At 60.4% G+C, this 25,232-nt stretch carries 27 protein-coding genes and 1 pseudogene; 16 read left to right on the forward strand and 12 right to left on the reverse strand.

Translation table 11 applies throughout. The features are described from left to right. Positions 1-18: 18 nt before the first annotated feature. The 5 genes from ACA054_RS20305 to ACA054_RS20325 all read left to right on the forward strand — a co-directional run bounded on the left by ACA054_RS20305 (position 19) and on the right by ACA054_RS20325 (position 4,261). Positions 19-1,230 (forward strand): CaiB/BaiF CoA transferase family protein, encoded by a 1,212-nt coding sequence (locus ACA054_RS20305; RefSeq protein ID WP_497685860.1) that lies wholly within the window; start codon positions 19-21, stop codon positions 1,228-1,230. Between the two features lie 495 nt (positions 1,231-1,725). Then, complete coding sequence (locus ACA054_RS20310; protein WP_497685861.1) at positions 1,726-2,013, forward strand: DUF6124 family protein; 288 nt, start codon at positions 1,726-1,728, stop codon at positions 2,011-2,013. A 149-nt stretch (positions 2,014-2,162) separates the two neighbouring features. After that, a complete protein-coding gene (locus ACA054_RS20315; protein WP_497685862.1) occupies positions 2,163-2,669 on the forward strand; it encodes an RHS repeat-associated core domain-containing protein in 507 nt (168 codons plus the stop codon). 2 nt (positions 2,670-2,671) lie between these two features. Next, positions 2,672-3,226: a hypothetical protein gene (locus ACA054_RS20320; protein WP_497685863.1), complete on the forward strand. Its 555-nt coding sequence runs from the start codon at positions 2,672-2,674 to the stop codon at positions 3,224-3,226. A gap of 114 nt (positions 3,227-3,340) precedes the next feature. Continuing rightward, entirely contained in the window at positions 3,341-4,261 is a 921-nt protein-coding gene (locus tag ACA054_RS20325; RefSeq protein WP_497685864.1) for a LysR substrate-binding domain-containing protein, read from the forward strand. Here the strand turns inward: ACA054_RS20325 and ACA054_RS20330 are convergent. From ACA054_RS20330 to ACA054_RS20340, 3 genes and pseudogenes are all read right to left on the reverse strand, one after another. Beyond that, positions 4,182-4,775, reverse strand: coding sequence for a DinB family protein (locus ACA054_RS20330; RefSeq protein WP_497685865.1), 594 nt, complete (start codon positions 4,773-4,775; stop codon positions 4,182-4,184). The genes ACA054_RS20325 and ACA054_RS20330 overlap by 80 nt on opposite strands. 204 nt (positions 4,776-4,979) lie before the next feature. After that, positions 4,980-6,082: pseudogene (locus ACA054_RS20335) on the reverse strand (NAD(P)/FAD-dependent oxidoreductase). Beyond that, on the reverse strand, positions 6,082-6,231 hold the full coding sequence (locus ACA054_RS20340; protein ID WP_497690408.1) for a hypothetical protein: 150 nt from the start codon (positions 6,229-6,231) through the stop codon (positions 6,082-6,084). The pseudogene ACA054_RS20335 and the gene ACA054_RS20340 overlap by 1 nt, the downstream one beginning before the upstream one ends. Before the next feature lie 226 nt (positions 6,232-6,457). Here ACA054_RS20340 and ACA054_RS20345 point away from each other — a divergent pair, with 226 nt between their 5' ends. Beyond that, positions 6,458-7,477: a GlxA family transcriptional regulator gene (locus tag ACA054_RS20345; protein ID WP_497685866.1), complete on the forward strand. Its 1,020-nt coding sequence runs from the start codon at positions 6,458-6,460 to the stop codon at positions 7,475-7,477. A gap of 102 nt (positions 7,478-7,579) precedes the next feature. Then, complete coding sequence (locus ACA054_RS20350) at positions 7,580-7,900, forward strand: DUF2388 domain-containing protein (RefSeq protein ID WP_497685867.1); 321 nt, start codon at positions 7,580-7,582, stop codon at positions 7,898-7,900. A 143-nt stretch (positions 7,901-8,043) separates the two neighbouring features. Here ACA054_RS20350 and ACA054_RS20355 read toward each other — a convergent pair whose 3' ends face one another. Continuing rightward, entirely contained in the window at positions 8,044-8,835 is a 792-nt protein-coding gene (locus tag ACA054_RS20355) for an SDR family NAD(P)-dependent oxidoreductase (protein ID WP_497685868.1), read from the reverse strand. Positions 8,836-8,959: 124 nt separating this feature from the next. On the opposite strand from ACA054_RS20355, the gene ACA054_RS20360 reads away from it, so the two are divergent. Both ACA054_RS20360 and ACA054_RS20365 read left to right on the forward strand, forming a co-directional pair. Continuing rightward, positions 8,960-9,904, forward strand: a complete 945-nt coding sequence (locus tag ACA054_RS20360) for a GlxA family transcriptional regulator (protein ID WP_497685869.1) — start codon at positions 8,960-8,962, stop codon at positions 9,902-9,904. A gap of 134 nt (positions 9,905-10,038) precedes the next feature. Continuing rightward, the gene (locus ACA054_RS20365; protein WP_497685870.1) at positions 10,039-10,698 is read left to right on the forward strand and encodes a methyltransferase family protein; all 660 of its coding nucleotides are present in this window, start codon (positions 10,039-10,041) and stop codon (positions 10,696-10,698) included. A 105-nt stretch (positions 10,699-10,803) separates the two neighbouring features. On the opposite strand, the gene ACA054_RS20370 is transcribed toward ACA054_RS20365, so the two are convergent. The 5 genes from ACA054_RS20370 to ACA054_RS20390 form a co-directional block, all read right to left on the reverse strand. Further along, entirely contained in the window at positions 10,804-11,472 is a 669-nt protein-coding gene (locus ACA054_RS20370; RefSeq protein WP_497690345.1) for an HAD-IA family hydrolase, read from the reverse strand. 146 nt (positions 11,473-11,618) lie between these two features. Next, positions 11,619-12,026 carry a response regulator gene (locus tag ACA054_RS20375; protein WP_497685871.1) on the reverse strand — a complete coding sequence of 136 codons (408 nt, stop codon included), beginning with the start codon at positions 12,024-12,026 and terminating at the stop codon, positions 11,619-11,621. A gap of 207 nt (positions 12,027-12,233) precedes the next feature. Further along, entirely contained in the window at positions 12,234-12,500 is a 267-nt protein-coding gene (locus tag ACA054_RS20380; protein WP_497685872.1) for a pentapeptide MXKDX repeat protein, read from the reverse strand. Between the two features lie 53 nt (positions 12,501-12,553). Then, positions 12,554-13,339, reverse strand: coding sequence for a molybdopterin-dependent oxidoreductase (locus tag ACA054_RS20385; protein WP_497685873.1), 786 nt, complete (start codon positions 13,337-13,339; stop codon positions 12,554-12,556). After that, positions 13,336-13,953, reverse strand: coding sequence for a cytochrome b/b6 domain-containing protein (locus ACA054_RS20390; RefSeq protein WP_497685874.1), 618 nt, complete (start codon positions 13,951-13,953; stop codon positions 13,336-13,338). The genes ACA054_RS20385 and ACA054_RS20390 overlap by 4 nt, the downstream gene beginning before the upstream one ends. A gap of 252 nt (positions 13,954-14,205) precedes the next feature. Here ACA054_RS20390 and ACA054_RS20395 point away from each other — a divergent pair, with 252 nt between their 5' ends. Further along, on the forward strand, positions 14,206-15,147 hold the full coding sequence (locus tag ACA054_RS20395) for a class I SAM-dependent methyltransferase (protein WP_497685875.1): 942 nt from the start codon (positions 14,206-14,208) through the stop codon (positions 15,145-15,147). On the opposite strand, the gene ACA054_RS20400 is transcribed toward ACA054_RS20395, so the two are convergent. Then, the gene (locus tag ACA054_RS20400; RefSeq protein ID WP_497685876.1) at positions 15,131-15,907 is read right to left on the reverse strand and encodes a helix-turn-helix transcriptional regulator; all 777 of its coding nucleotides are present in this window, start codon (positions 15,905-15,907) and stop codon (positions 15,131-15,133) included. The genes ACA054_RS20395 and ACA054_RS20400 overlap by 17 nt on opposite strands. Positions 15,908-16,018: 111 nt before the next feature. On the opposite strand from ACA054_RS20400, the gene ACA054_RS20405 reads away from it, so the two are divergent. Both ACA054_RS20405 and ACA054_RS20410 read left to right on the forward strand, forming a co-directional pair. Beyond that, positions 16,019-17,122, forward strand: coding sequence for an extracellular solute-binding protein (locus tag ACA054_RS20405; RefSeq protein ID WP_497685877.1), 1,104 nt, complete (start codon positions 16,019-16,021; stop codon positions 17,120-17,122). 166 nt (positions 17,123-17,288) lie between these two features. Continuing rightward, the gene (locus tag ACA054_RS20410; RefSeq protein WP_497685878.1) at positions 17,289-18,419 is read left to right on the forward strand and encodes a DmpA family aminopeptidase; all 1,131 of its coding nucleotides are present in this window, start codon (positions 17,289-17,291) and stop codon (positions 18,417-18,419) included. Positions 18,420-18,824: 405 nt separating this feature from the next. Here the strand turns inward: ACA054_RS20410 and ACA054_RS20415 are convergent, their stop codons facing one another. Next, on the reverse strand, positions 18,825-19,445 hold the full coding sequence (locus tag ACA054_RS20415) for a TetR/AcrR family transcriptional regulator (protein WP_497685879.1): 621 nt from the start codon (positions 19,443-19,445) through the stop codon (positions 18,825-18,827). 143 nt (positions 19,446-19,588) lie between these two features. On the opposite strand from ACA054_RS20415, the gene ACA054_RS20420 reads away from it, so the two are divergent. Next, positions 19,589-20,029 (forward strand): hotdog fold domain-containing protein, encoded by a 441-nt coding sequence (locus ACA054_RS20420; RefSeq protein ID WP_497685880.1) that lies wholly within the window; start codon positions 19,589-19,591, stop codon positions 20,027-20,029. A 107-nt stretch (positions 20,030-20,136) separates the two neighbouring features. Here ACA054_RS20420 and ACA054_RS20425 read toward each other — a convergent pair whose 3' ends face one another. After that, the gene (locus tag ACA054_RS20425; RefSeq protein ID WP_497685881.1) at positions 20,137-20,826 is read right to left on the reverse strand and encodes a GNAT family N-acetyltransferase; all 690 of its coding nucleotides are present in this window, start codon (positions 20,824-20,826) and stop codon (positions 20,137-20,139) included. Positions 20,827-21,033: 207 nt separating this feature from the next. On the opposite strand from ACA054_RS20425, the gene paoA reads away from it, so the two are divergent. The 3 genes from paoA to paoC are packed head-to-tail and all read left to right on the forward strand — an operon-like array spanning position 21,034 to position 24,805. Next, positions 21,034-21,657, forward strand: coding sequence for an aldehyde dehydrogenase iron-sulfur subunit PaoA (gene paoA, locus ACA054_RS20430; protein WP_497690346.1), 624 nt, complete (start codon positions 21,034-21,036; stop codon positions 21,655-21,657). Further along, the gene (locus tag ACA054_RS20435; protein WP_497685882.1) at positions 21,654-22,610 is read left to right on the forward strand and encodes an FAD binding domain-containing protein; all 957 of its coding nucleotides are present in this window, start codon (positions 21,654-21,656) and stop codon (positions 22,608-22,610) included. The genes paoA and ACA054_RS20435 overlap by 4 nt, the downstream gene beginning before the upstream one ends. Then, a complete protein-coding gene (paoC, locus tag ACA054_RS20440) occupies positions 22,607-24,805 on the forward strand; it encodes an aldehyde oxidoreductase molybdenum-binding subunit PaoC (protein ID WP_497685883.1) in 2,199 nt (732 codons plus the stop codon). The genes ACA054_RS20435 and paoC overlap by 4 nt, the downstream gene beginning before the upstream one ends. Positions 24,806-25,232: the final 427 nt, after the last annotated feature.

The raw sequence follows: 25,232 nt of genomic DNA on the forward strand, positions 1-25,232 counted from the left end.
CGGCCCGAGGAGGCGAACATGTTACGCAAAGCTCTGGATGGCCTGACCGTCCTCGACTTCACCCAGATCGCCGCCGGCCCCACGGCAACCATGCTGATGGCCGACATGGGCGCGCGGGTGATCAAGGTCGAACCCCACGAAGGCGAGTTGGGCCGCACCCTCGGCCCGGCCTGGGTCGGCGAAGATAGCGCGCTGTTTCACGGGTTCAATCGCGGCAAACTGGGCCTGAGTCTGGACCTGAAACACCCAGACAGCGCAGCGGTGATCAAACGCCTGGTATTGCAGGCCGATGTACTGGTGGAAAGCATGCGCCCCGGCGTCATGGCCCGGCTGGGCTTGGGTTACGAGGCCTTGGCTGAGTTGAAACCGGACCTGATCTACTGCTCGATTTCCGCCTATGGCCAGCAAGGTCCCTACGCAGATCGGGCCGGTGTCGACGGCATTCTGCAAGCTGATTCCGGGCTGATGAGCCTGATCGGCACGCCAGGCTCCGCGCCGTCCAAGGTGCAGGCACCGGTGGTCGATGTGGTCACAGGTTATATGGCGTGCATGGCGGTTTTGGCCAAGTTGCACGCCCGGGACAACGACGGCCTCGGCGGGCACCTCGACGTCAGCCTGATGAACTCGGCACTGGCGCTGCAACAGGCGTCGCTGGCCAGTTTCCTCTGCGATGGCAAGCTGCCAACCCGCATCGGCAGTGCCGCGCCCTATTCCGCGCCCAACGAAGCGTTTGAAGCGGCGGATGGCTGGCTGATGGTCGCCGCCTACAACGGCAACCGCTGGCCGGCGTTGTGCGGCGTGCTCGGGCATCCGGAATGGATCGATGACCCACGTTTCGCCACCTCGGCGCAGCGCGTGGTGCATCGTGAAGCCATGTGCGCGGCGCTGACAGACGTGTTCCGCGCCCGCACCACTGCACACTGGCTGCAAGTACTGCGCGAGGCCGACATCCTTTGTTCGAAGGTCAGCGACTACAACGACGTACTGAACCATCCGCAGATCGCCAGCAATGGCATGCTGGTGGATCTGCACCACTCGCAGCACGGCGTGGTCCGGGTGCCAGGGTTTCCGATCAACAGCCTGGAGGCGGCGCAGACGCCTTATGCACCGGCGCCGGACAATGGCGAGCATTCGCGAGCGGTGTTGCGGGAGTTCTCTTTTTCCGAGGAGGAAATCGAGGCCCTGTTGGCCACCAATGCCTTGCGCTGCCCGGAGATGGCGTTGAGCTGAGGTATTCAATTAGCACATTCAACTTCTACGTGACTGACACACCGCTATCGCGAGCACACAGTTGATTGGTGTCGTATGCAGAATTTGCGATATCTGCAGACCCAATGTGGGAGCGAGCTTGCTCGCGATGGCGGTGTCTGTTTAAGGCACATGTTTAACGGTTGTCAGCGTAACTTGATGAAAGCTACAGCGCCTTGCGTCATTGCCTACGGTTACGCCAGAATCCGCCGGCTTGTGCGCCTTGGGGCCGGGCTCTATCGTTGGTCGGTCGCTGAAAACACAGCGATCGGGTTTGGTAGCCCGCCATGCGAAGTGCACAGCATCATCATTTGCAGTGATTGTTTCGTCTCTGCTTTCTATGGTGGTCATGCACAGGGCGCCTACGGGCGCGCCGGTCTCCTCGCATCCCGGTCTACCAACCTGCGCATGGCCACCACCCTACGTTTGGTAGCGCAAGGTGATGGCTCCTTATTTACGATGTGAGGAGTTTCAACCATGTTCAAACCGACGCCCGATCCACCAGACATAAATCCCGCCTCCGCCGCCGACATCCAAGCCACCCCGCGCAAACTCTGCACGATGTTCACCATCAACCCGGAACTCAACACCGAAACCCTGCTCGCCCACGCTTGCGAATCACTGGCCTCGGCCAATGTCATGGCCAACGATTTGGCCGGCTTTCTGCAGGGATCGCACCGCAACACCCTGCTGGGCATTGCCCAAGTCATCATGCTGGGCGAACTGGCGGTGAACCGCGCACTGGATCAACTCGACCCGCCTTAGTAGGTACTGCCCAACTCCGTGACGAGGGACCAAGCTCCCTGGCCACGGGGAATCATCGGCCAAAATACCTAGCAGTTCTGATAGTTCCAACTCGCAGCGCAAAAACCAATACTGAGCGCCTGCCTGTTGGACCTTTGGAGCACTCGCCCATGCCATCGTCACACGAATCCCTGCTATGCCAGTATCGCTACGACGCCCTCGACCGGTTGATCGACCAAACACCAACAGGAGCGCAGCAGCATCAGCGCTTTTACTGCAAAAGCCGCCTGGCTACCGAAATGCAGGGCGCAACACGCTATTCAATTGTCCAGCACGGTGACCTGTTACTAGCGCAACAGCAGTGCCAGAAAGACATACACGCCGCGATGTTACTGGCCACCGATCAGCAGTGCTCAGTGCTCCATACGCTCGAATCAAACAACCAGCGACAACCCATTGCCTATTCGCCCTACGGAAATCGTCACCCTGAAAATGGGTTGCTGAGTTTGCTGGGCTTCAATGGCGAACGGCCTGATCCGGTAACCGGGCATTATTTATTGGGTAATGGTTATCGGGCGTTTAATCCGGTGTTGATGCGATTTAGTAGCCCGGACAACTTAAGTCCGTTTGGGAGGGGGGGCTTAATCCGTATGCATATTGTTTGGGAGACCCTGTAAACATGACTGATCCTACGGGGCACTCTCGTCATTTCCTGTTCTCGTTGGGTAGAAAAATTAACGAAAGAAGAGGAATGAACAGATTAAAAAAGATCAAGAGTCAAGGTATGCAACGCCAAAAACTCTATGAAAAGCTCGAAAACGACAAGAAACTTGCAAGCCAACAAGCCACACCGCGCTTCAAAAAACTTCTCTCCGAGACGAGAACCGCATACGAAAATACGCCAGCATATGCAGAAAAATCGCCAAGTCTTCGATCTCTATCCAATGACGCAGTACCGCCGTCGCAAAAAAAAGTAGCAGAAGAATTGAACGCACGACTAGGTATCAATCCCAATCGGGTCAAACGACTCCCTGAATCTAATAAAATAAAAAATCAGCTAGAACATCTTGAGAATGTGGCTATCCGAGATAACACAGGTGTAATCACTGGATTTGATGCTCTAAGAATAAATTCAGAACTCCATGAATATTTGGGTAAATCGTTTAAAAAGGGCATCGAACGCATCAGAAAGACCCAAGATGAAATCTTTAATATAAATGTCCCTAATTTTTAAAGTCGTCGCCACTCCACGATATCCCAGGGTTTATGGCGGAACTGATCGGCGCCGCCACATAATCGACGTTGGTGCTTTACTGTAGAGATCCAAAAGCCCGACGAGCCTCCAACCATGAACCGCAACGACCTGCGCCGCGTGGACATGAACCTGTTGGTGATTTTCGAAACCCTGATGTTCGAAAAAAACCTGACCCGCGCCGGGGAGAAGCTGTTCCTCGGCCAGCCCGCCGTCAGTGCGGCACTCGCCCGGTTGCGCGATTTGTTCGACGACCCGCTGCTGGTGCGTAATGGGCGTGTACTGGAACCAACCCCGCGGGCCCTGGTGATTCTCAAGGAGCTGCAACCGGCAATGGACACCATTTCCGGGGCGGTGAGCCGGGCCAAGGATTTCGACCCGTCCATCAGCCGCGATGTGTTTCGCATCGGCCTGTCCGACGATGCCGAGTTTGGCCTGTTTCCGCCGCTGCTCAAGCAGATTCGCGAAGAAGCGCAGAACGTCGTGGTGGTGGTGCGCCGGGTGAATTACCTGTTGATGTCGTCGATGCTCGCCAGCGGTGAGATTTCCGTCGGCATCAGCTACACCACGGAGTTGCCGGCCAACGCCAAGCGCAAGAAGCTGCGGGATTTGAGCGTCAAGGTCCTGCGCGGCGATGACCGGCCTGGCCCCCTGACCCTGGATGAATTCTGCGAGCGTCCCCACGCGCTGGTGTCGTTTTCTGGAGACTTGAGCGGCGCCATCGACAATGACCTGGCGCGAATCGGCCGCTCCCGTCGCGTGGTCCTGGCAGTGCCGCAGTTCTCGGGCCTGCGCGCCTTGCTGGCGGGCACCGACATGCTGGCCTCGGTGCCCGATTATGCAGCCTGCGCGCTGATCGATGGCAGCAGCCAGCTGCGCGCCGACGACCCGCCGTTCGAGATCGTGCCGTCCGAACTGTCCATGGTCTGGAACGGCGTCAACGATAACGATCCGGCAGAACGTTGGTTGCGCTCGCGAATAGTGGAGCACATGTCAGCCCCACTGCCGGGGCATTAAGCGAGTTGAAGTGCGGGTCGGTCTCGCGCAGGTAGATCGGCATGTCCGTCATCGGCGGCATGGCCGGGATTTCGAAGTACATCTGGATCACCCAGCCGCGGTGATAGCTGGCGTGATTGACCACGTGCATCAACATCGCGCCGGCACTCATGGTGCCGCTTTCGCCGGAAACGAAGGTGAACCTGAGGGGTTTGTCCAGCGAGGCATCGGTCTGCCTCGCGCACCAGTTGCAGTACCAGCGATCCACGTCCTGTTGCGCCAGGCGCAGCACCGGCAGTTCAGGGTGCACCAGGTCATGGGAGGTTTTGAAGCCGTGCCCTCGGCCTTCGAGGTGAGCCTGCCAGATACGGTCCACCACATAGATGTGATTGAGCGTGCCGATTATGTTCTTGAAGACCCCGGCGCGTTCTTTTTCGACTTCGCCCGGTGGCAGTAGCGCCAGGTTATCGAAGAGGCGCTGGTTGGCCCATTGTTTGTAATCGGCAAGCATGCGGGCAGTGCGTACGTTGATCATCAGACTTCTCCGATGGCGAAGAGCACATCTTCCAAGGATAGCGCTATCTACGCCTGGCGGCGCGGGCACTGATTACCGGTAGAATGCGGACACCTGTAGGAGCGAGCCTGCTCGCGATGGACTCGAATACTGCGCGGGGTGTCAGGCACCCAGCGTCATCGTTGACGACCATCGCGACGGTGCGACGATTCGACATGCTCGCTCCTACAGGTGCAGGGCGTTCATTACGTGTTCGGCCAGCGCCAGGCAACTGGTCAGGCCCGGCGATTCGATGCCGAACAGATTGACCAGCCCGGGAACGCCATGTTCGGCGGGTCCACTGATGCGGAAGTCGGTGGCCGGCTCGTTTGGGCCGCTGATTTTCGGGCGAATGCCGCTGTAGGCCGGTTGCAGGCTGGCAGCGGGCAAGCCTGGCCAGTAACGCCGGATCGCCTCGTAAAAGCCGTCGGCCCGTCCTGGATTCACGCGGTAATCGACCCTGTCGACCCATTCCACATCCGGCCCGAAACGCGCCTGACCGCCGAGATCGAGGGTCATGTGCACACCCAGCCCGGCGCTTTCCGGCGCCGGGTACACCAGATGCCGGAACGGCGCTCGGCCGCTGTAACTGAAATAGCTGCCTTTGCAAAATCGCGCCTCGGGAACGTATTGCGCTGGCAGGCCGACGATACGGCTCGCCACTTCGGGCGCGGACAATCCCGCACAGTTGATCAGCCCGCGGCAGCTCAAGGTCATGGACTCGGCGCCGCCCATGTGCAGTTCGAAGCCCTGTTCGGTGCACCGCGCCGACAACAGCGGCGTATGCAAGGCCAGCGACGCGCCCCAGGCTTCGGCATCGGCCTGCAGCGCATCAAGCCATGGGAATCGACGATTCCGGTGGACGGCGACCACAGCGCTGCAACGCAGGACAACTCAGGTTCCAGCGCCCGCGCCTGACCGGCATCCAGCCATTGCAGGTCGTCGACGCCATTGCGCCGGCCCTGCTCCAGCAAACCCTGCAAGGCCACACGCTGCGCATCATCGGTGGCCACGATCAACTTGCCCAGCCGCTGATAATTGACGCCGCGCTCGTCGCAGAAGGCGTAAAGACGTTGCTTGCCCTCCACGCACAACTGCGCCTTGAGACTGCCGCTCGGGTAATAGATCCCGGCGTGGATCACTTCGGAATTGCGCGAACTGATGCCCACGCCAATCCCTTCGCCGGCCTCGACCAGGATCACTTCGCGCCCGCTCATGGCCAGGGCCCTGGCTACCGCCAGGCCCACTACCCCGGCCCCGACCACCACGCAGTCGACATCAACGCTCATCAAACCAGCCCTCGCTCCCGGTAATCGATCAGGCTGGAGAATATCGCCAGCAGCATGGCCATGACCACGAAGAAGATCAGCACCAGGAAATACGAGCCGGTGAACAACTGAACGACCAATAGGAGCTGGCTTGCCAGCGATGGCGGCATGACGGCCTCCATCGCATCGCCAGCAAGCCGGCTCCTACAGATGCGTGTCACGCCATAAATTCAACATGCAGCCGCAAATCCTGTAGGAGCCGCAGGCAGCGCCTACTGGTTGAAGTTTTCCCGGCCAAGTGACATAAAACCCTGAAATCCTGACAGCCGACCAGCTGCGATAACGCTTATGCCGTTTGCGAATTATCATTATTCCAACGCGTCAATACAGAAGCCTATGAACGATATCGCCAGCACTTCCGACACCTCCGAGTCCCCGTCCGACCAACCGCGTCTGATCGTATTCCTCGCCTACCCGGGAATGGGCCTGCTGGACCTGACCGGCGCGCAAACCGTATTCTGGGCGGCCTCCCGCTACCTCAACAGCAGCGATTTGCCCGGTTACAAACTGCAGACCGCCAGCCTGGCCGGTGGTCTGATCCACACTGCAGAAGGTCTGGCCGTCGACACCGTGCCATTGAGCACCTTCGACGACCAAACGATCGACACGCTGATCGTTCCCGGGGCCCCGGCGATTATTCTGGCGATGAACAACTCCCTGAGCCTGGTCGACTGGCTCAAACAGGCATCGAGCAAAGCCAGGCGCACCGCTTCGGTGTGCAGCGGCACGTTCCTGCTGGCCGAAGCCGGATTGCTCGAAGGTCGGCGCGCCGCCACCCATTGGGCGATGTGCGGCATGCTCAAGGAGCGCCATCCGTCCATCGAAGTCGACAACGATGCGATCTTTGTCCAGCAGGGTTCAGTCTGGACTTCCGCCGGGGTCAGCGCCGGGATCGACCTGGCACTGGCGTTGGTCGAAGAAGATTGCGGACGTGAGCTGGCACTGCTGACGGCACGGGAAATGGTGGTGTTCCTCAAGCGCCCCGGTGGCCAGGCCCAGTACAGCCAATTGCTGCAAGCGCAAACCAGCGAGGGGGCGGTCTTCGACGACCTGCACCTGTGGATCACGCAAAACCTGGCCGGTGAAAACCTCACCATCGACCGGCTCGCCCAACAAGTGCAAATGAGCCCGCGCAACTTCGCCCGGGTCTACAAGCTCAAGACCGGTCGCACCCCGGCCAAGGCCGTGGAAGTGCTGCGAGTGGAAGCGGCGCGGCGACTGCTGGAAGATTCAGAGCGCAATATCGATCAGATTTCCCGGCTGTGCGGCTTTGGGGATGAAGAGCGAATGCGCCTGACTTTTCAGCGCAACCTCGGGGTTTCGCCACGGGATTATCGCAACCGGTTTTCGCGCTGAAAATACGCTGCAAAACATCGACACGGGAACTCCTGACGACCGCCATGCATCTTAAAAGGTGAGGTACTTTCTTTTTGCATCATGCCTTCAGAGGACAACGTCATGCGCCGTCTGATTATCGTTTCTTCCCTTTTGCTGTGCTTACCCGTCGGCTCCGTTATGGCCAAAGTGGATGCAGGCGATGTCGCCACTTCGGCCGGGGTTTCCGCCTCGCTGTACTCGACGTTCAAGGACCACAAACTGATGATTCCCGCCCGCGATGACGCCTCCAGCTTCGTGGCCAGTGGCGGTGCGATTCGTGGCGCTTATCTGGAGCAGGTATTGCAGCGCATTCGCCAGGAACATCCTGACCTCAACAGCGCAAGCGACGAAGACCTGGCTCGCGCCATCCTCGTCCAGGAAGGCGTTCCGGCCGGTCATTAGAGCCCAACGTATTGCCCCTACCTGTAGGAGCCAGGCTTGCCGGCGAACCAGACGCCGCGGTGTATCTGCTGTGCCGCGTCATCGTTCTTCGCCGGCAAGCCTGGCTCCTACAGTTTTACGTGGGCGAGGCGTGCCATTGTCGTTTAACGATATCGCGCCGCTGCCGTGGAGTTGCCGAACAACCCGGACAGCACTTGGCGCTGCGCTTCGTAGCGATCCCACTGCCCCCCGTCGTGCAGTCCCGGAATCGTCACCACTTCCCCCCTCTCCAATCCCACCAATGCGGCATCGACCATGTCTTCGGCGGACATCACGATCTCCTGTGGCAAGTTCTCCACCGGGTTGCCCGCCTCGCTCCAGAAGTCGGTGGCGGTCGCGCCCGGCAGTACCGCCTGGATACGAATGCCTTTATCTGCAAGTTCACGATGCATCGATTGGCTCAGCCCCAGGACAAAGGCCTTGGTCCCGCCGTACACGCCGTTGAGGATTTCCGGGGCGATGGCGACGATCGAGGAAATGTTGATCACGGTCCCGGCACCACGCGCGACGAAGCCCGGTGCCGCAGCAAAGGCCAGGCGTGTCAGCGCGGTGATATTGAGGGTGATCATGTCTTCCATGTCATCCACGGGGCTGTCGAGCAACGGCATGACCGCGCCGACTCCGGCGTTGTTGACCAACAGGGTGATGCTCGCGTCGCTACGCAGAATCTGTTCGACCCGCAGCAAGTCGGCCTTGTCTTTCAAATCCGCGGCGACCACTTCCACCGTTTGGCCGGTCGCGTCACTCAGGTGGTTGGCCAGGGCATTGAGTTTTGCCCGGCTGCGAGCAACCAGAATCAGGTCATAACCCTGCCGGGCGAGACGGTCGGCATACACCGCGCCGATGCCGGAAGAGGCGCCAGTGATCAGTGCAGTGCCTTTGGAGGAGAGAGCCATGTTCAATTTCCTTCACAGTGAGGCGAGACAGTCGCCAGCCATGAGCCGTTATAAATTGACTCATGCCCGTCGCAAATGACGTTTAAACTACGTTTTTCGGACATCAGCGTTTGAGGACCTGGCGATGATCAGCGTGGCGTTTGTGGTTTTCGAGGGTTTCCAGTCCATGGCGCTGGCGGCCATGCCGGTGTTCGAGTACGCCAACTTCAGCGCGGGAGAAGCCCTGTATGACGTGCGTGTACTGTCCGAAGACGGCCGCACCCTGCGCGCTTCCGGTGGCCTGAGTGTCGGCACCGAGGCGTTCGGCGAGCGGGTGTTCGATACGGTGATCGTGGTCGGTGGCGACGCCATCCTCGAGCAGGCACCCGAGGGCGTACTCGACTACTTGCGTGCCAGCGCCACAACCGCGCGCCGCACCGCGTCGATTTGTTCCGGAGCCTTTGTCATGGCCCAGGCCGGATTGCTCGAGGGCCGGCGAGCAACCACGCACTGGGCCTATGCACGGCAACTGCAAGAACGCTTTCCATCGATCAAGGTAGAAGCCGACCGTATCTACGTGATCGACGGTTCGATCTGGACCTCCGCCGGCATGACCGCCGGCATCGACCTGGCGCTGGCCATGGTCGAAAAGGACCACGGTGCCGAACTCGCACGTTCTGTGGCGCAGAAACTGGTGATGTACCACCGCCGTGCCGGCGGCCAGTCACAACACTCGGCGCTGCTGGAACTGGCGCCAAAATCCGACCGCATTCAGACCGTCCTCGCCTACGCCAGGGAACACCTCGCCCAAACGTTATCGGTGGAACAACTGGCGCAAGTGGCGCGTCTCAGCCCGCGCCAGTTCAGCCGTGCGTTCCGTGCCGAAACAGGCCAGTCGCCGGCCAAAGCCATCGAAAACCTGCGCCTGGAGGCGGCACGGCAGATGCTCGAACGTGGGCGCCTGACGCTTGAGCAGATCGCTTTGGAAACCGGCTTTCTTGATCCTCGGCGCATGCGCGAAGCGTTCCTTCGAGCGTTCGGGCAGCCGCCGCAGGTGATCAGGCGCAATGCGCGGTCGGCCGCAGAATGATCGTTCCCACGCTCTGCGTGGGAATGCCTCAAGGGACGCTCCGCGTCCAGTGACGCGGAGCGTCACGGGCTGCATTCCCACGCGGAGCATGGGAACGATCGGCGCTACACTGAAGAGTGTCGGGGGAATCGCCTATGAAAATCTCCGCAAAACTGGCGTTTTTTGCCATCGTCTCCACCCTCGCTTACCTCTGGCTGGCGATTTGGGGGCTGGGCGGCTTCGGGGCTTTTTTTTCCCATGCAGCCTTGGTGGTTGTTGCCCTGGCAACGCTGGTCATGGCCATCGCTTCGCTGTTCACCGAGGTCAACCTGAGTTCTGGCGAGCGCGAGGATCGGGCCAATCGCTGGGTGCTGCCAGCGTTCGGGGTGATCGGATTATTGAGTGGTTTTTTACCGGCCTACACCGACCGCATCGACTTCTGGACCTTCGGTGGCGAGGGCATTCGTTGGCTCGGAGCGTTGCTCTTCATCATCGGCGGCGTTCTGCGAATGTGGCCGGTGTTCGTGCTGGGCAAACGCTTCAGTGGACTGGTGGCGATTCAGCCGGGCCATAGCCTGGTGACCGACGGGATCTATCGCCGTTTGCGCAACCCTAGTTACCTGGGGATGTTGGTGATTGCCGTGGGTTGGGCGCTGGCCTTTCGTTCCGGGGTCGGGCTGCTGCTGGCTGCGCTGACCGTGATCCCGCTAATTGCGCGCATTCACGCCGAAGAAGCGCTGTTACGAGCGCAGTTTGGTGGTGAATACGAGGCTTATTGCGCCCGGAGCTGGCGGTTGATCCCCAAAGTCTATTGAGACCTACAACCCCACTGTGGGAGCGAGCCTGCTCGCGAATGCTGACTTCCGGCCGACATAAAAGCTGACTGACACTCCGCTTTCGCGAGCAGGCTCGCTCCCACATTAGATTGTGCGAAGTCGAATCACGCCGTCGGTGTCTACACGGGCCACAACTTCGTCATAACTTGCCAACGTGGCATGCGCCGTCATAATCGGCTGCTCATGCGTCGCCGTAACGATCAGCAAATCCGCCCCCGCCGCCTCGGCCGCAAGAATGCCTACCGTCGCATCCTCGAAAACCAGGCAATCCGATATCTCGACACCCAACCGCTGCGCAGCCAATCGATAACCGGCCGGGTCGGGTTTACCGGCGGTGACGTCTTCGGCAGTGACCATCACATCCGGCTCGGGAATCCCGGCGGCTGCCATCCGCCGCAACGCCAGCGCCCTTGGTGCAGAGGTCACGATCGCCCATTGATGAGCGGGCAAAGACTGGAGAAAAGCCGCCGCGCCAGCCACCTCTTCAACGCCATCGACATCCTCGATTTCAGCTTCGGTGATCCACGCCGCTTCGGCCTCGGCATCGACGCCAGGCAACGCCAGGCGATTGATAGTGTCGATGGCACGGGCGCCGTGAATGGTGGGCAGGAAGGTCTCGACATCGACGCCATGGCGTATGGCCCAGGTGGCCCATACGCGCTCGGCGGCGGCAATCGAGGTGAGGATGGTGCCGTCCATGTCGAAGAGGAAGGCGCGGTAAGGGGCATTGAAGACGGATGTGGGAGCAGGCAAAGGGTCCTTCCTATCAAGGATCAGCGGGCTTCCCGCAATGTACACGATCAATGTAGGAGCTGCCGCAGGTTCGGGCCGCGTTCGGACGATCTTTTGATTTGGCTTTTTTACAATCAAAGTCAAAAAATCGCAGCCTGCGGCAGCTCCTACAGGGTCCGACGAGACTTGAGGGCACCGTCCACGCAATCAAGCAACTGCCCGAGCGCCCAGGGTTTCTTGATGAACGACACCTGATGGCGAACCCCGGAGCTGGCCGGGGTTTCGAAACCGGACATAATCATGATCGGTTTGTCCGGCCAGCGATCACCGAACAGATTGGCCAGGTCCGCGCCGTTGAGCGTGCCCGGCATGGTGATGTCTGTCAGCAACATCCCGACTTCGGGCGCGTGCCCCTGCAGATACACCGATGCAGCGTCCGCACTGGTTTGCGGTTGCACTACATAGCCTTCGTCCTGAAGAATTTCACAGAGAAACTCCAGGATCAGCGGGTCGTCTTCAACCACCAGAATCAACCCGCCAGGAAGATGTTCGCCCGCTGTCGATACTCGACTCATGACCTTACCGCTCCCTGATCGCACCAATAAATACGCGGGCTCGAAATCCGCTACCTACAGGTATGAGCAACGGGATCTGCGGAAATTCATTTTTGATACTAGTGGTCGACGAAATCAGTGTTCCTGAAGAATTTGCAATATTGCCAAGCTATCAAATGTCATGGGGAGCATGAGCTCAGGTCACACCCCCGAATGACAGGGTTTGCGTTATTGGGACGCTGCGTCTTTTTTCATCGCGTCCTTGGACATGGCGTCTTTCTTCATGCCGTCTTTGCTCATGGCATCCTTGGACGTGGTGTCTTTCTTCATCGTGTCCTTGGACATGGCGTCCTTTTTCATTTCGTCTTTGTGCATGGCGTCCTTGGACATCGCATCTTTGCTCATGCTGTCCTTGCTCATCGTATCGCCAGCAAAGACACTGGCGGCGCCGATGGCCAGGCACATGGACAGAACAACGGTGGTCAACTTTTTCATGATAAAACTCCTTGATGCATGGGGTGTGGACGAGGGGTATTGCCGGGACCTCCTCAGCTGCCACCGAACCAGTTGTAGCCCTGGTCTTCCCAGTAGCCGCCGCTGTAGGTGTTGCTGACGAAGATCGCCTGGATGTGTTTGGGGTTCTTGTAGCCGAGCTTGGTGGGCATACGCAGCTTCATCGGGAAGCCGTATTCGCGCGGCAGCACGGCGCCGTCATAGGTCAGCGTCAACAAGGTTTGCGCATGCAGTGCGGTGGCCATGTCGATGCTGGTGTAGTAATCGTCGGCGCACTTGAAGCCGATGTATTTGGCGTCAGTGTCGGCTCCGACCCGTTTGAGGAAATCGCTGAAGCGCACACCACCCCAACGGCCGATCGCGCTCCAGCCTTCTACACAAATGTGCCGGGTGATCTGCTCGGTTTGCGCCATGACGCGCAGCTCTTCGAGGCGCCAACTGCGCTTGTCCGCCACCAGGCCGGTGACTTCCAGCCGGTAGCTCTCCTCCTCCACCGTCGGCGCCTCGTCGATGTCGTAGAAGGCATTGAACGGGAATGGCCGGGTGATCATCGACGCCGGATAGGTCGGCGCCATCGCATTGGGGTTGAACAGCCAGCCTTGCACCCGGTCGTTGAAGCGCGACATGGACGACAACGCGGTCTCTACGCTGTCGTTGTCGGTGAGGTTGCAACCGGACAACATGGCCACGCCGCCGAGTGTCAGGCCACGCAACAGGAACGAGCGGCGTGAGCGGTCTTCGATCTGCGGGGCGAGGATTTTCCGGGCGTCGGTCAGGATGGACGACTCGTCCAGCCCGGAGCCTTGAATGCGCTTGTTCATACGTGCTCCTTGCGACCAATGATCATGGCCAACAGCGTTTTTGGAACCAGTGCCACCATCACCAGGTGCACCGCGACGAACGCCACCAACAGCGCCATGGCGATGAAGTGCACATGGCGCGCACCTTCGTAGCCCCACAGCAATTCACGCAACAGCGGGAACTGCACCGATTTCCACAGCACCAGCCCGGAGATCACCAGCAGCGTGATATCGACCATCACGAACAGGTACGCCACACGCTGCACCTGGTTGTAATGACTCAGGTCGGCATGCCCCAACCGGCCCCGCAATGCGGCCCCCAAGTCCTGCAGCACACCTTTGGGGGAAACCGGGAAGAAGCGTCGTTTCAGGCGTCCACTGACCAGGTTGATGATCAGGTAGACGAGACCGTTGAGCGCGAGAAACCACATCGCCGCGAAGTGCCATTGCAAGGCGCCGCCAAGCCAGCCGCCAAGAGTGATCGACTTGGGAAAGCTGAAATCGTAGAGCGGTGAGGCGTTGTAGATGCGCCAGCCGCTGGTGACCATCACCAGCACCGCCAGGGCGTTCAGCCAATGGGTGAGCCGTAGCCAGCGTGGGTGGCTGGGCTTGGGTGAAGCAGTTGACTGCGACATGTCCGGCTCCCGGTTGTTGTTCGTTGGAGCCGAGTATGGGGGCCGGAAGATCGCCAAATCCTCACGTAAAGTTAAATTAAACGTGATAACTCACTGTTCCCACCCCCTGTAGGAGCTGCCGCAGGCTGCGATCTTTTGACTTTGCTTTTAAGATCAAAAGATCGCAGCCTGCGGCAGCTCCTACAGGGTCGCGCAATATTTGGGATGCAATTATGGTTAAATGCCGCCCCCTCAGATTGCCGACCCAGACCGATGAACCCTGAAGCCCTCGCCACCCTCCACGCGCATGTGTCGACCGCCCTGGCGGCCGCCCCCGCCGAAACCCGCCGCCTGTTCCACGGCCGCGGCCGCTGCTGGCCGGGGCTCGAACAACTGACCGTCGACTGGTTGCAGGGCGTGGTGCTGGTGTCGCTGTTCAAGGAACCGGAAACCGCGCAACTGGACGCTTTGAAGCAGCTGTTGCTGGACGTCACGCAGTCACCGGCATGGGCGCAATCCGGCGCGCATACCTTGCTGCTGCAACATCGCTACCTGCTGCAAAGCACCACCGAATGGCTACTCGGGGACGTCATCGAGGAAATGACCATCACCGAGGGCGGCCTGAAATATCGGGTGGACCTGGGGCGCAAACAGAACACCGGGCTGTTCCTCGACATGCGCTATGGCCGCGACTGGGTGCGGGCCAATGCCCAGGGCAAACGCGTGCTGAATCTGTTCGCCTACACCTGCGGCTTCTCGGTGGCGGCCGTCGAAGGCGGCGCGACCCACGTGGTCAACCTGGACATGTCCAGCCCGGCCCTGAGCCGCGGTCGCGATAACCACCGGCTCAACGGACATGACCTCGGCAAGGTGACTTTTCTCGGCCACGATCTGTTCAAGTCCTGGGGCAAAGTCATCGGCAAAGGTCCGTACGACCTGGTGATCATCGACCCGCCGTCCTTCCAGAAAGGCAGTTTCCTGCTGACCAAGGACTACCAACGGGTACTGCGTCGCCTGCCCGAACTGCTCAGCCCCCAAGGCACGGTGCTGGCCTGCATGAACGACCCGGCCTTCGGTGCGGACTTCCTCATCGACGGTGTGACCCGCGAAGCGCCGAGCCTGCGCTTTGAACAACGGCTGGACAATCCGCCGGAGTTTCCGGATGCCGATGTTGAGTGTGGGTTGAAGGCGTTGGTGTTTACCCTGGAGGATTGAGCACCAACGCAAACAATTCGCCATGCCCGTTCACATTAAGCTTGTGATAGAGATTGCGCCGATGCACCTTCACCGTCTCCGGGGAAATGCCCATCTGCTGGGCGATGGCCTTGCTGGAGAAGCCCTGGAGAATCAGGCGCGCCGTTTCGATTTCGCGCACTGACAGGCGTGCGTCGAAACGATCGAGCAAGGTCGCCAGATCGCCGGCCACAGCTTCGACAGCCGGGCCTTCCGGCGGGAGCAATTGCAGGTGCCGACGCATTGCCGCCAGCACCCAGTCGCGCACGCACAGCAAACGGCCTTGCTCTTGCAGTGTGAAGCGGGTCGAGCGGCCCAGGGATAAACCGAGTACGGCGCCGTCAACGTTGATCATGAACTGCAACTCGTCCCCACCCACCACCGTGCGGAAGTAGCTCAGGTAGTACTCGCTCTGCTGGAATTGGTCGGGCGCCACCGAATCGAGGCTGTGCAAGCCATCGGCGATGCCGGCGCATACGGCCAGGTAAAACGGATCGAGCAGGTACATGCCGGCGCTGTAGTCCGCCAGTTCTTCATGTTCGTCGCCGCTGCCCTTGGAGTCGAAATCGATCAGCAAGCGCGGCACCCTTCCCGGTTGCATCACTGCGACCAGGGCGTTGTCCAGCGGCACCAGCAAGCGCAGGGTGTCGACCAGCGCACGCCAGAACCCGTCCTGGCCCACCGCGCCAAATACCCGCGCCAATCCCTGGTGCAGCGGTAACTCTTTCAACAACGCGTCCACGCACTACCCCTTTCGAGTAACCCATGATGGGAATGGGTAACGGCCACCCCGGTCGATACGCTGCAAACTCCTGATCATCACCGGCCTGCAGCAGGCCAGGAGTGCCGCATCATGAGTGGTCACCGCTCGTATTTCAATCTGGGGTTTGGCGTCTGTCTGGCGGTGTCGCTGACTGCGGTTGCTGCCGATGGCCCGACTGTGCACGTGTACAACTGGTATGACTACATCGGCCCGAACACCCTGCATGACTTCAAGCGGGACACCGGTATCCAGCCGGTCTACGACACCTTCGACAGTGCCGAAGTCCTCGAAGGCAAACTGCTGACCAGCCGCAGCGGCTACGACGTAGTGGTGGCCAGCAATTTCAGTTTGCCGACCCTGATCAAGGCTGGCGCCCTCGCCCCTTTGCCCCACGCGCAGATGCCGGACTTCAAGAACATGGACACCGAACTGCTGGCGAAACTGGCCAACAACGATCCGGGCAACCAGTACGCGGTGCCGTATCTGTGGGGCACCAACGGCATTGGCTACAACATCGACAAGGTGCGCGCCGCGCTGGGCGACAAGGCGCCGGTGGACTCCTGGGACCTGGTGTTCAAGGAAGAGAACCTGGCGAAACTCGGCGAATGCGGCGTTGCCATGCTCGACTCGCCCTCGGAAATGCTGCCGGTCGCCCTGCACTACCTGGGCCTGCCGCCCAACAGCACCAACCCCGGGGACTACAAGAAGGCCGAAGCGCTGCTGCTCAAGCTGCGTCCGCACATCGCCTACTTCAATTCGTCGAAGTTCATCAGTGACCTGTCCAACGGCAACATCTGCGTCGCCGTGGGTTGGTCCGGCGCGATGCTCGAAGCCAAGGCCACCGCCGAGCAGGCCGGCAATGGCGTGAAGATCGCCTACAGCTTGCCCAAGGAAGGCGCGCCGGTGTGGTTCGACACGCTGGTATTGCTCAAGGACGCACCGCATCCGCAACAGGGCCTGGCCTTCATCGACTACCTGATGCGCGCCGAGGTCATCGCCCCGGTCAGTAATCACCTCAACTACCCCAACGGCAACCGCAACGCGACAGCGCTGGTGGCCGAAGCGACGCGCACCAACCCAGCTGTCTACCCGTCGGCCGAAGCCCTGGCCACGTTGTTCACCCTCCAGCCCCTGCCGCCTGCGACCGAGCGGGTGCGTACGCGGATCTGGAGCAAAGTCAAAAACGGCCAGTAATCACACCGAAATCTCCTTGTGGGAGCGAGCCTGCTCGCGATGGTCGTTAACGATAGCGCTGGAAGCCTGACACCCCTCGGTGTGCTCAGGTTTTTCGCGAGCAGGCTCGCTCCCACAGGTTTCACGACCACTTTTTTCCACCACGAATTTGAAGATGAGAGAAACCATGAAACCACGTGCCCGCGACCTCAACATCCAGTTTGGCCAACTGCAACCCGGCCCCCTCAACGCCATTACCGATGTACCCGGCGTGCGGGTCGGCCACAGCGATGTGCGCGGTCTCACCGCCAAGGGTCGCGATATCCTCACCGGCGTCACCGTGATCGAACCCCGTGCCGGTTCCACCAGCCAGCAACCGTGTTTTGCCGGGGTCCATGTGCTCAATGGCAACGGCGATGCCACGGGCCTTGAGTGGATTCGCGAGGCCGGCTTGTTGACCAGCCCGATCGCCTTCACCAACACCCATAGCCTGGGCGTGGTGCGCGATGCCTTGATCGTGCTGGACCGGGAGCAGCAACCGGACGACGGGCGGCTCTACTGGAACATGCCGGTGGTGCTGGAGACCTTCGACGGCTTGCTCAATGACATCAACGGCTTTCACGTTAAAGTCGAGCATGTGGCCGAAGCCTTGCGTACGGCGGTGGGCGGTCCGGTTGCCGAAGGCAATGTCGGCGGTGGCAGCGGCATGATCTGTCACGAGTTCAAGGGCGGCATCGGCACCGCTTCGCGACGCTTGAACAGTGCCCAGGGAGGCTGGACGGTTGGCGCGATTGTTCAGGCCAACCATGGCATCCGCAATGAGTTGCGCGTCGATGGCTACCCGGTCGGGCGCTATATGGAGCAGGTCGACTCACCGTTCCTCAAGGCTTCACTGCCACATCCGGGCATGGGCTCGATCGTGGTATGCCTGGCCACCGATGCGCCCTTGCTGCCGCACCAATGCACACGTCTGGCCCAGCGCGCCAGCCTCGGCCTGGCCCGCACCGGCGGCGGTAATGAAGACCACAGCGGCGACATCTTCATCGCGTTCGCCACCGGCAATCGGCATGTACCTCCGGCGGCTTACGAGAGCAAAAAATCGCCGACCTGCGACAACCTGAGCATGGTCAACAACGATCACATCAGCGAATTGTTCCTGGCGGCCACCGAGGCCGTTGAAGAAGCCATCATCAACGCCTTGCTCGCGGCCGAAACGACGGAAGGTAACGGCCACGCGGTGCCGGGGCTGGATGCCGAAACCCTGCTCAAGGCCTTGAATCAGGCCGGTTGGCCCGGGGAGCGCAATCGCAGAAGCTGACAGTTGTGGGGGGATTCGACTAGCGGTACTTGAGACCGAACCCCCATCTTCCTACGATGGAGTTGCGCAGCCGCTTGCTTGTCCAAGCCGTTGCGTAGGTGGTGAGTGTTCTGAACCCCTATCAAGCTCACCGCCTGCTTCATGCGCATCTTGAGCCTCAATGGCTCCACTTCTCCCCATCAAAGAGCTTTGAGGCTCTTTTTTAACTGCGCGAAAACCAGACCTGAAAAAGCCCGGCACTTGTCCGGGCTTTGTGCATTCTAAAACCCACCGCAAATCCCCCTGTAGGAGCGAGCATGCTCCGGGCGGCGTTCCGACGATGGACGTTAACGATAACGATGGAGGCCTGACACCCCGCGGCGCACTCAGGTTTTTCGCGAGCATGCTCGCTCCTACAGGGGGGTGTCATTCGGATGTGGTAATCGAGCGCCACGCCGCGTCCGCCAGCAGATCCCGATACGCTTTCGGACTGCCCTTGGCCCGACCCGACAACCAGGCGCGGCAGTAGCTCTCGGCCTGACCAATGATCAATGACGGCAGCAACTCCGGCGGATAACCGCGCAACACTTCGACCCGCGCCGAGGCGCCCAGCCACTCGAACAGCAGTTTATTGCGCGCCTTGTTGCGCGTGACCAGTTCGTCCTTGAACGGCCCTTTGGTGACGGCGAATCGAGCGTGATATTGAAAACGCGCCCACTCGGGCTGGCTATCGACCCAGTCCACGTAGCTGTGCACCAACGCGTGAACGCCCGCCTGGGTGGTTTCGGCGTCGGCCAGGTAGCTGTCGCGCAGCCTGGCCTGATCGTCCAGCGCCGTGAAAAACAACGCCGCCACCAGCCCTTCCTTGTTGCCGAAGTGGTGGTAGATCGCGCCGACGCTGGTATCGCACTCGGCGCGGATCATCTCGATGGTGGTGGCCTCGATGCCCTGCTCGTTGAACAGTTGAAGGGCCTTTCTGAAGATGTCGCGCTTGAGTTCGGCGCGGCGGCCGGGGTAGCAGCGTTCGAGTAAATCGGCAGTTTCCATGCTGGATGCAGTCCAAAAAATTCCAGGGTTGAGGCGGGTGCTAGGTTGACAGATTTCCTGCCAACAGAATACTGTTCCGTCACAGAACAATATTCTGTAACAGAACAATATTCTGCAAATTTGCCATCCAGGAGGTTTCAACCATGAGTCAATTCCTCAGCATGTTCAGCAGTGCAGGCCCGCAAGCGTTCAGCAAAATGGCCTGCCAAGTGGCGCCCTACTTCTCCACCATCAATCCGCTCGTCACCGACTTGCGCAAAGGCTCCGCCACCGTCCAGGTGCCGTTCGTCCGGGAGATCACCAACCATTTGGGCACCGTGCATGCGATAGCGATGTGTAATGCGGCCGAGCTGGCCGCCGGGATGATGACCGACGTATCCATTCCTACAGGCGCACGCTGGATTCCCAAAGGCATGACCGTGGAATACCTGGCCAAGGCCAAAAGTGATGTAACGGCGGTGGCTGATGGCGAAGCGGTGGACTGGAGCTCAGAAGGCGACAAGATCGTGCCGGTGGACATTCACGATGTGGAAGGCAAGAAGGTGTTCACGGCGCGGATCACCATGAATGTGAAGTTATCCTGATCACCACACAAACCAATGTGGGAGCGAGCCTGCTCGCGAATAGGCCGTCACATTCAACATGTATGTAATCTGGCACACCGCTTTCGCGAGCAGGCTCGCTCCCACAGTTAACCGCGTTTTTCCAATCGCTCCTGGACAAACTCGTTGGCCCTGCGCGTCAACTGATCCAGATGCCGGTCCCGCTGCTTCTCCGCATCGACCATCGCCCGCTTGCCGTGCTTTTGCAGCAGGTAGGTATGAATCTGCCGCACCTCCAGCGAGCTATAGATCGGCGCCACATCCAGCAGCGCCATCAAGCCGTCGCTGCCGTGATCGCGGGTGTTCATCAGCACCTGGGTGGCGCGCACGCCCACCACCTGAAAGCCCATAGACTCAAAGTACGGCACCTTGGCCACTGCGCACGTCAGCTCGGCATGCGGGTAACGGCCGACCATCTCCCTCAGCATCCTGCGCGCGACGCCTTGTCGCCGATGACCGGCATCCACGGCCATGTAGGCTACGCTGCACGCGTCGGTATCGTCCTTGACCGGCAGGTACAACAGGAAACCTGCGACCTTGTCCGGATCGTCCAGATCCGTGGCGACGATCAACTCCACCGCTATCCCTTTCGCCCCGTTCAACGCCTCCAGGTACAGGTGCACCTCGTAGCCAATCGCGTACTGGTAGACGTTGTACAACAGGTTGCTCGGCGCGATGGCGACCATGCTGATGTCGGTCAGGTTGTCGACCACCATCTGCAGGATCTGACTGTTGACCGACTCAGGGCATGGGGTTTTGTAATGGGTGATCTGGGGCATTGCTGGGATTGACTCCGGGGAATGGGCGCGGCTGCCTATCATAGCGTGCCGGGCAGCGTTACTCGCCTGTCTTGATCGATTCATGAGCCACACGCATAACTCTATAGCCGAAAACCGCAAGAACATTTCCCTGACCACTGAGGTCAGTCAATGGATGAGAGCTGTACTCGCCAATCAACCATAGGAAACGCACCGATGCTCGACGTGATGACGATTTCCCGACGAGAATTGCTGATCGTGGGCGTAGTAACAGCAGCGGCCATGATCCTGCCTCCGTTCATTTCTGCACAAGCATCGGCCGCCAATGCGGCGCAGCCGGTCAAGACCAAAGTGTCGATCTGGGTCAACGGTGCACAGCAGGAAATGGAACTCGACACCCGCACCACCCTGCTCGACCTGTTGCGCGAACACCTGCAGCTCACCGGCACCAAGAAGGGTTGCGACCACGGCCAGTGTGGCGCCTGCACAGTGATTGTCGACGGCCGACGCATCAATTCCTGCCTGACACTGGCGGTGATGCACGAAGGCTCGAAGGTCACCACCATTGAAGGGCTCGGAACGCCAGACAAGCTCCATCCGATGCAGGCGGCGTTCATCAAGCATGACGGCTATCAATGCGGCTATTGCACGCCGGGGCAGATCTGCTCGGCGGTCGCGGTGCTGGGGGAAATCCGCGATGGTATTCCCAGCCACGTCAGCCCGAGTCTCACCGAACCACCCAGGCTGATCGCCAGCGAACTCCAGGAACGCATGAGCGGCAACATCTGCCGCTGCGGTGCGTACTCCAACATCATCGAAGCGATCACTGAAGTCGCGGAGGCCAGCGCATGAGGCCCTTTACCTATCTACGCGCCCAATCGCCGGCCGAAGCCGCCTCGCTCTCCGCGCAGGTCCATGGCTCGCACTTCATCGCTGGCGGTACCAACCTGCTGGACCTGATGAAGCTGGATATCGAGACGCCGTCGCAACTGATCGACGTCAATCACCTGGCCCTGGACCGAATCGAAGCCACACCGGAAGGTGGCTTGAGAATCGGCGCGCTGGTGAGGAACACCGACCTCGCCGCCGACGCGCGCATCCGCAAGGATTACGCCGTGCTTTCCCGCGCCCTCCTCGCCGGCGCTTCCGGCCAGTTGCGTAACATGGCCACGACCGCCGGCAACCTGCTGCAACGCACGCGCTGCCCGTACTTCTATGACACCCATCAGGCCTGCAACAAGCGCCAGCCCGGCAGTGGCTGCGCCGCCATCGGCGGATTCAGTCGGCAGTTGGGCATCATCGGTGTCAGCGATGCCTGCATCGCCACCCATCCCAGCGACATGGCCGTGGCCATGCGCGTGCTCGATGCGCAGGTCGAAACCGTTCGACCCGACGGCACGACACGCGTCATTGCCATCGCCGACCTGCATCGATTGCCCGGCAATACGCCGAATATCGAAACCGCCCTGGCGCCGCACGAGCTGATTACCGCCGTGACTTTGCCAGCGCCGATTGGCGGCACGCACATTTACCAGAAAGTCCGTGACCGCGCCTCCTACGCATTCGCCCTTGTCTCGGTGGCAGCGGTGATTCAGCAGAACGGCTCCGGCCACATTGCCCTGGGTGGCGTCGCGCCCAAACCGTGGCGCGTGGAGACCGCTGAAACAGCGATGGCCAAAGGCTCAAAAGCGCTCTCGGAACAACTACTGGCTGGCGCCACACCCACCCATGAAAACGCCTTCAAACTGACGCTGGTCGAGCGCACGCTCGCTCTAGTGATGGCGCAAGCGAGGGCCCAGGCATGAAATTCGACACCCCGGCCACCAACAACCCCATCGACCAAGGCAAGGTCATCGGCCACCCCACCACGCGCATTGAAGGGCCGTTGAAAACCACCGGGCGGGCGCCTTACGCCTACGAACACCATGACGCTGTGCCGAACCAGGCCTATGGCGTGGTGGTCGGTTCGGCCATTGCCAAGGGGCGCATTGCTTCGATGAATCTTGCGCCCGCAGAGTCGTCGCCAGGGGTGATCGCCATCGTCACCGCCGCGAACGCCGGCAAACTCGGCAAAGGCAAATACAACACCGCAAAGTTACTTGGCGGGCCGGACATTCAGCACTACCACCAGGCCGTGGCTCTGGTGGTAGCAGAAACCTTCGAACAGGCACGTGCCGCCGCAGAACGACTGGACATTACCTATACCAGCACGGACGGCGCGTTCGATCTCGCCAGCTCCCGCGGATCAACGGTGGAACCCAAGGAGCAGATGGCGGACACCCTGCATGGGGACTTTGAAACGGCGTTCGCGGCGGCACCGGTGCAACTGGACGCAACCTACACCACGCCCGATCAGGCCCACGCGATGATGGAGCCCATGGCCTCGATGGCGGCTTGGGAAGGCGATCGGCTGACCCTGTGGACGTCGAACCAGATGATTGATTGGTCGGTCACCGACCTGGCGACCACCCTCGGCATACCGAAGAAAAACGTGCGCCTGATCTCGCCGTACATCGGCGGTGGGTTCGGCGGCAAATTGTTCATCCGCGCCGATGCGGTCCTGGCAGCCCTGGGTGCACGCATGGCCGGCAGGCCGGTCAAAGTAGCGCTAGCGCGGCCACTGATCTTCAACAATTGCACCCATCGCCCGGCGACCATCCAACGCATCCGCATCGGCGCCGGCAGCGATGGCAAGATCACCGCCATGGCGCACGAAGGCTGGTCCGGCGACTTGCCCGGCGGTAAAGCGGAACTCGCCGCGCAACCGAGCAAATTGTTGTACGCGGGGGAAAACCGTCGGGTAACCATGCGCCTGTCGACACTCGATCTGCCGGAAGGCAACGCGATGCGTGCACCGGGTGAAACGCCGGGGATGATGGCGCTGGAAATTGCCATGGACGAGATGGCAGAGAAGCTCAAACTCGACCCCCTGGAGTTTCGCATCCTCAATGACACCCAGGTCGATCCCACCAAACCGGATCGGCCATTTTCCCAGCGCCATTTGGTCGAATGCCTGCGCACCGGGGCCGATCGTTTTGGCTGGAGCCAACGGCATGCGCAACCGGCCACACAGCGCGAGGGCCGCTGGCTGATCGGCATGGGGGTCGGTGTCGCCTTTCGCAATAACCTGTTGGTGAAGTCTGGCGCCCGTGTTCGCTTGAATGATCAGGGAATCGTGACTGTGGAAACCGACATGACCGATATCGGCACCGGCAGCTACACGATCATTGCCCAGACGGCAGCGGAAATGCTGGGCGTCAGCCTCGACAACGTGGTCGTGCGCCTGGGCGATTCGAGCTTTCCCGTTTCGGCAGGCTCGGGTGGGCAGTTCGGCGGCAACTGCTCCACAGCGGGGGTGTATGCCGCCTGCGTCAAACTTCGTGAGGCCGTTGCGCGACGTCTGGGGGTGAAGGTCAACGAGGCGGAATTCGCCGATGGCGAGGTACGCGCGGCAGGCAAAAGCATGCCGTTGCGCAATGCGGCGCAGACCGGCGAAATCGTCGCAGAGGACAGCATCGAATTCGGCGAGCTGAGCAAGAAGTATCAGCAATCGACCTTCGGCGCGCACTTTGTCGAAGTCGCGGTCGATAGCGCTACCGGGGAAACCCGCGTGCGCCGGATGCTGGCGGTGTGTGCAGCCGGGCGCATTCTCAACCCGACCTCGGCCCGCAGCCAGGTGATTGGCGCAATGACCATGGGCGTCGGCGCGGCGCTGATGGAAGACCTGGTCGTGGATAAACGCCTGGGCTTTTTCGTCAATCATGACCTGGCCGGTTACGAGGTGCCGGTGCATGCCGACATCCCCCACCAAGAAGTGATTTTCCTCGATGAAACCGACCCGATTTCCTCACCGATGAAAGCCAAGGGTGTTGGCGAACTGGGTATTTGCGGTGTCAGTGCCGCCATCGCCAACGCGGTGTACAACGCAACCGGGATTCGGGTGCGCGACTACCCGATCACGCTGGACAAGATGCTGGATAAATTGCCGCCGATGATTTGAGCGCAGGACTGGAGGCGTTGCGGTTTCGGGGGTGATGGTGGTGTGTCAGCTGACAGGTGTGCTGGCTGTCCCGGCCTCATCGCGAGCAAGCTCGCTCCCACAGTGGGTCTTCTGTGTTGCACAAATCCCTGTGGGAGCGAGCTTGCTCGCGATGGCGTCTGTAGCTACACCGACGATTACCAGTCGTAAGTCATCTCAACCGAAGCCATCCGCTCCTGGCCGTAGTAGCAACCGAACGAGTAGTTGCAGTCCGACACGTATTCTCGATCGAAGAGGTTCTGCACGTTCACGCGCAGGCTCGGGTCCAGTTGATCGTTCCCACGCTCTGCGTGGGAATGCAGCCCGGGACGCTCCGCGTCCCTTCGACAGCCGAACGCGGAGCGTCCGTGGAGGCATTCCTTTGCTGCGCGTGGGAACGATCGGTGCC

The organism is Pseudomonas sp. LBUM1653, from assembly GCF_059716115.1.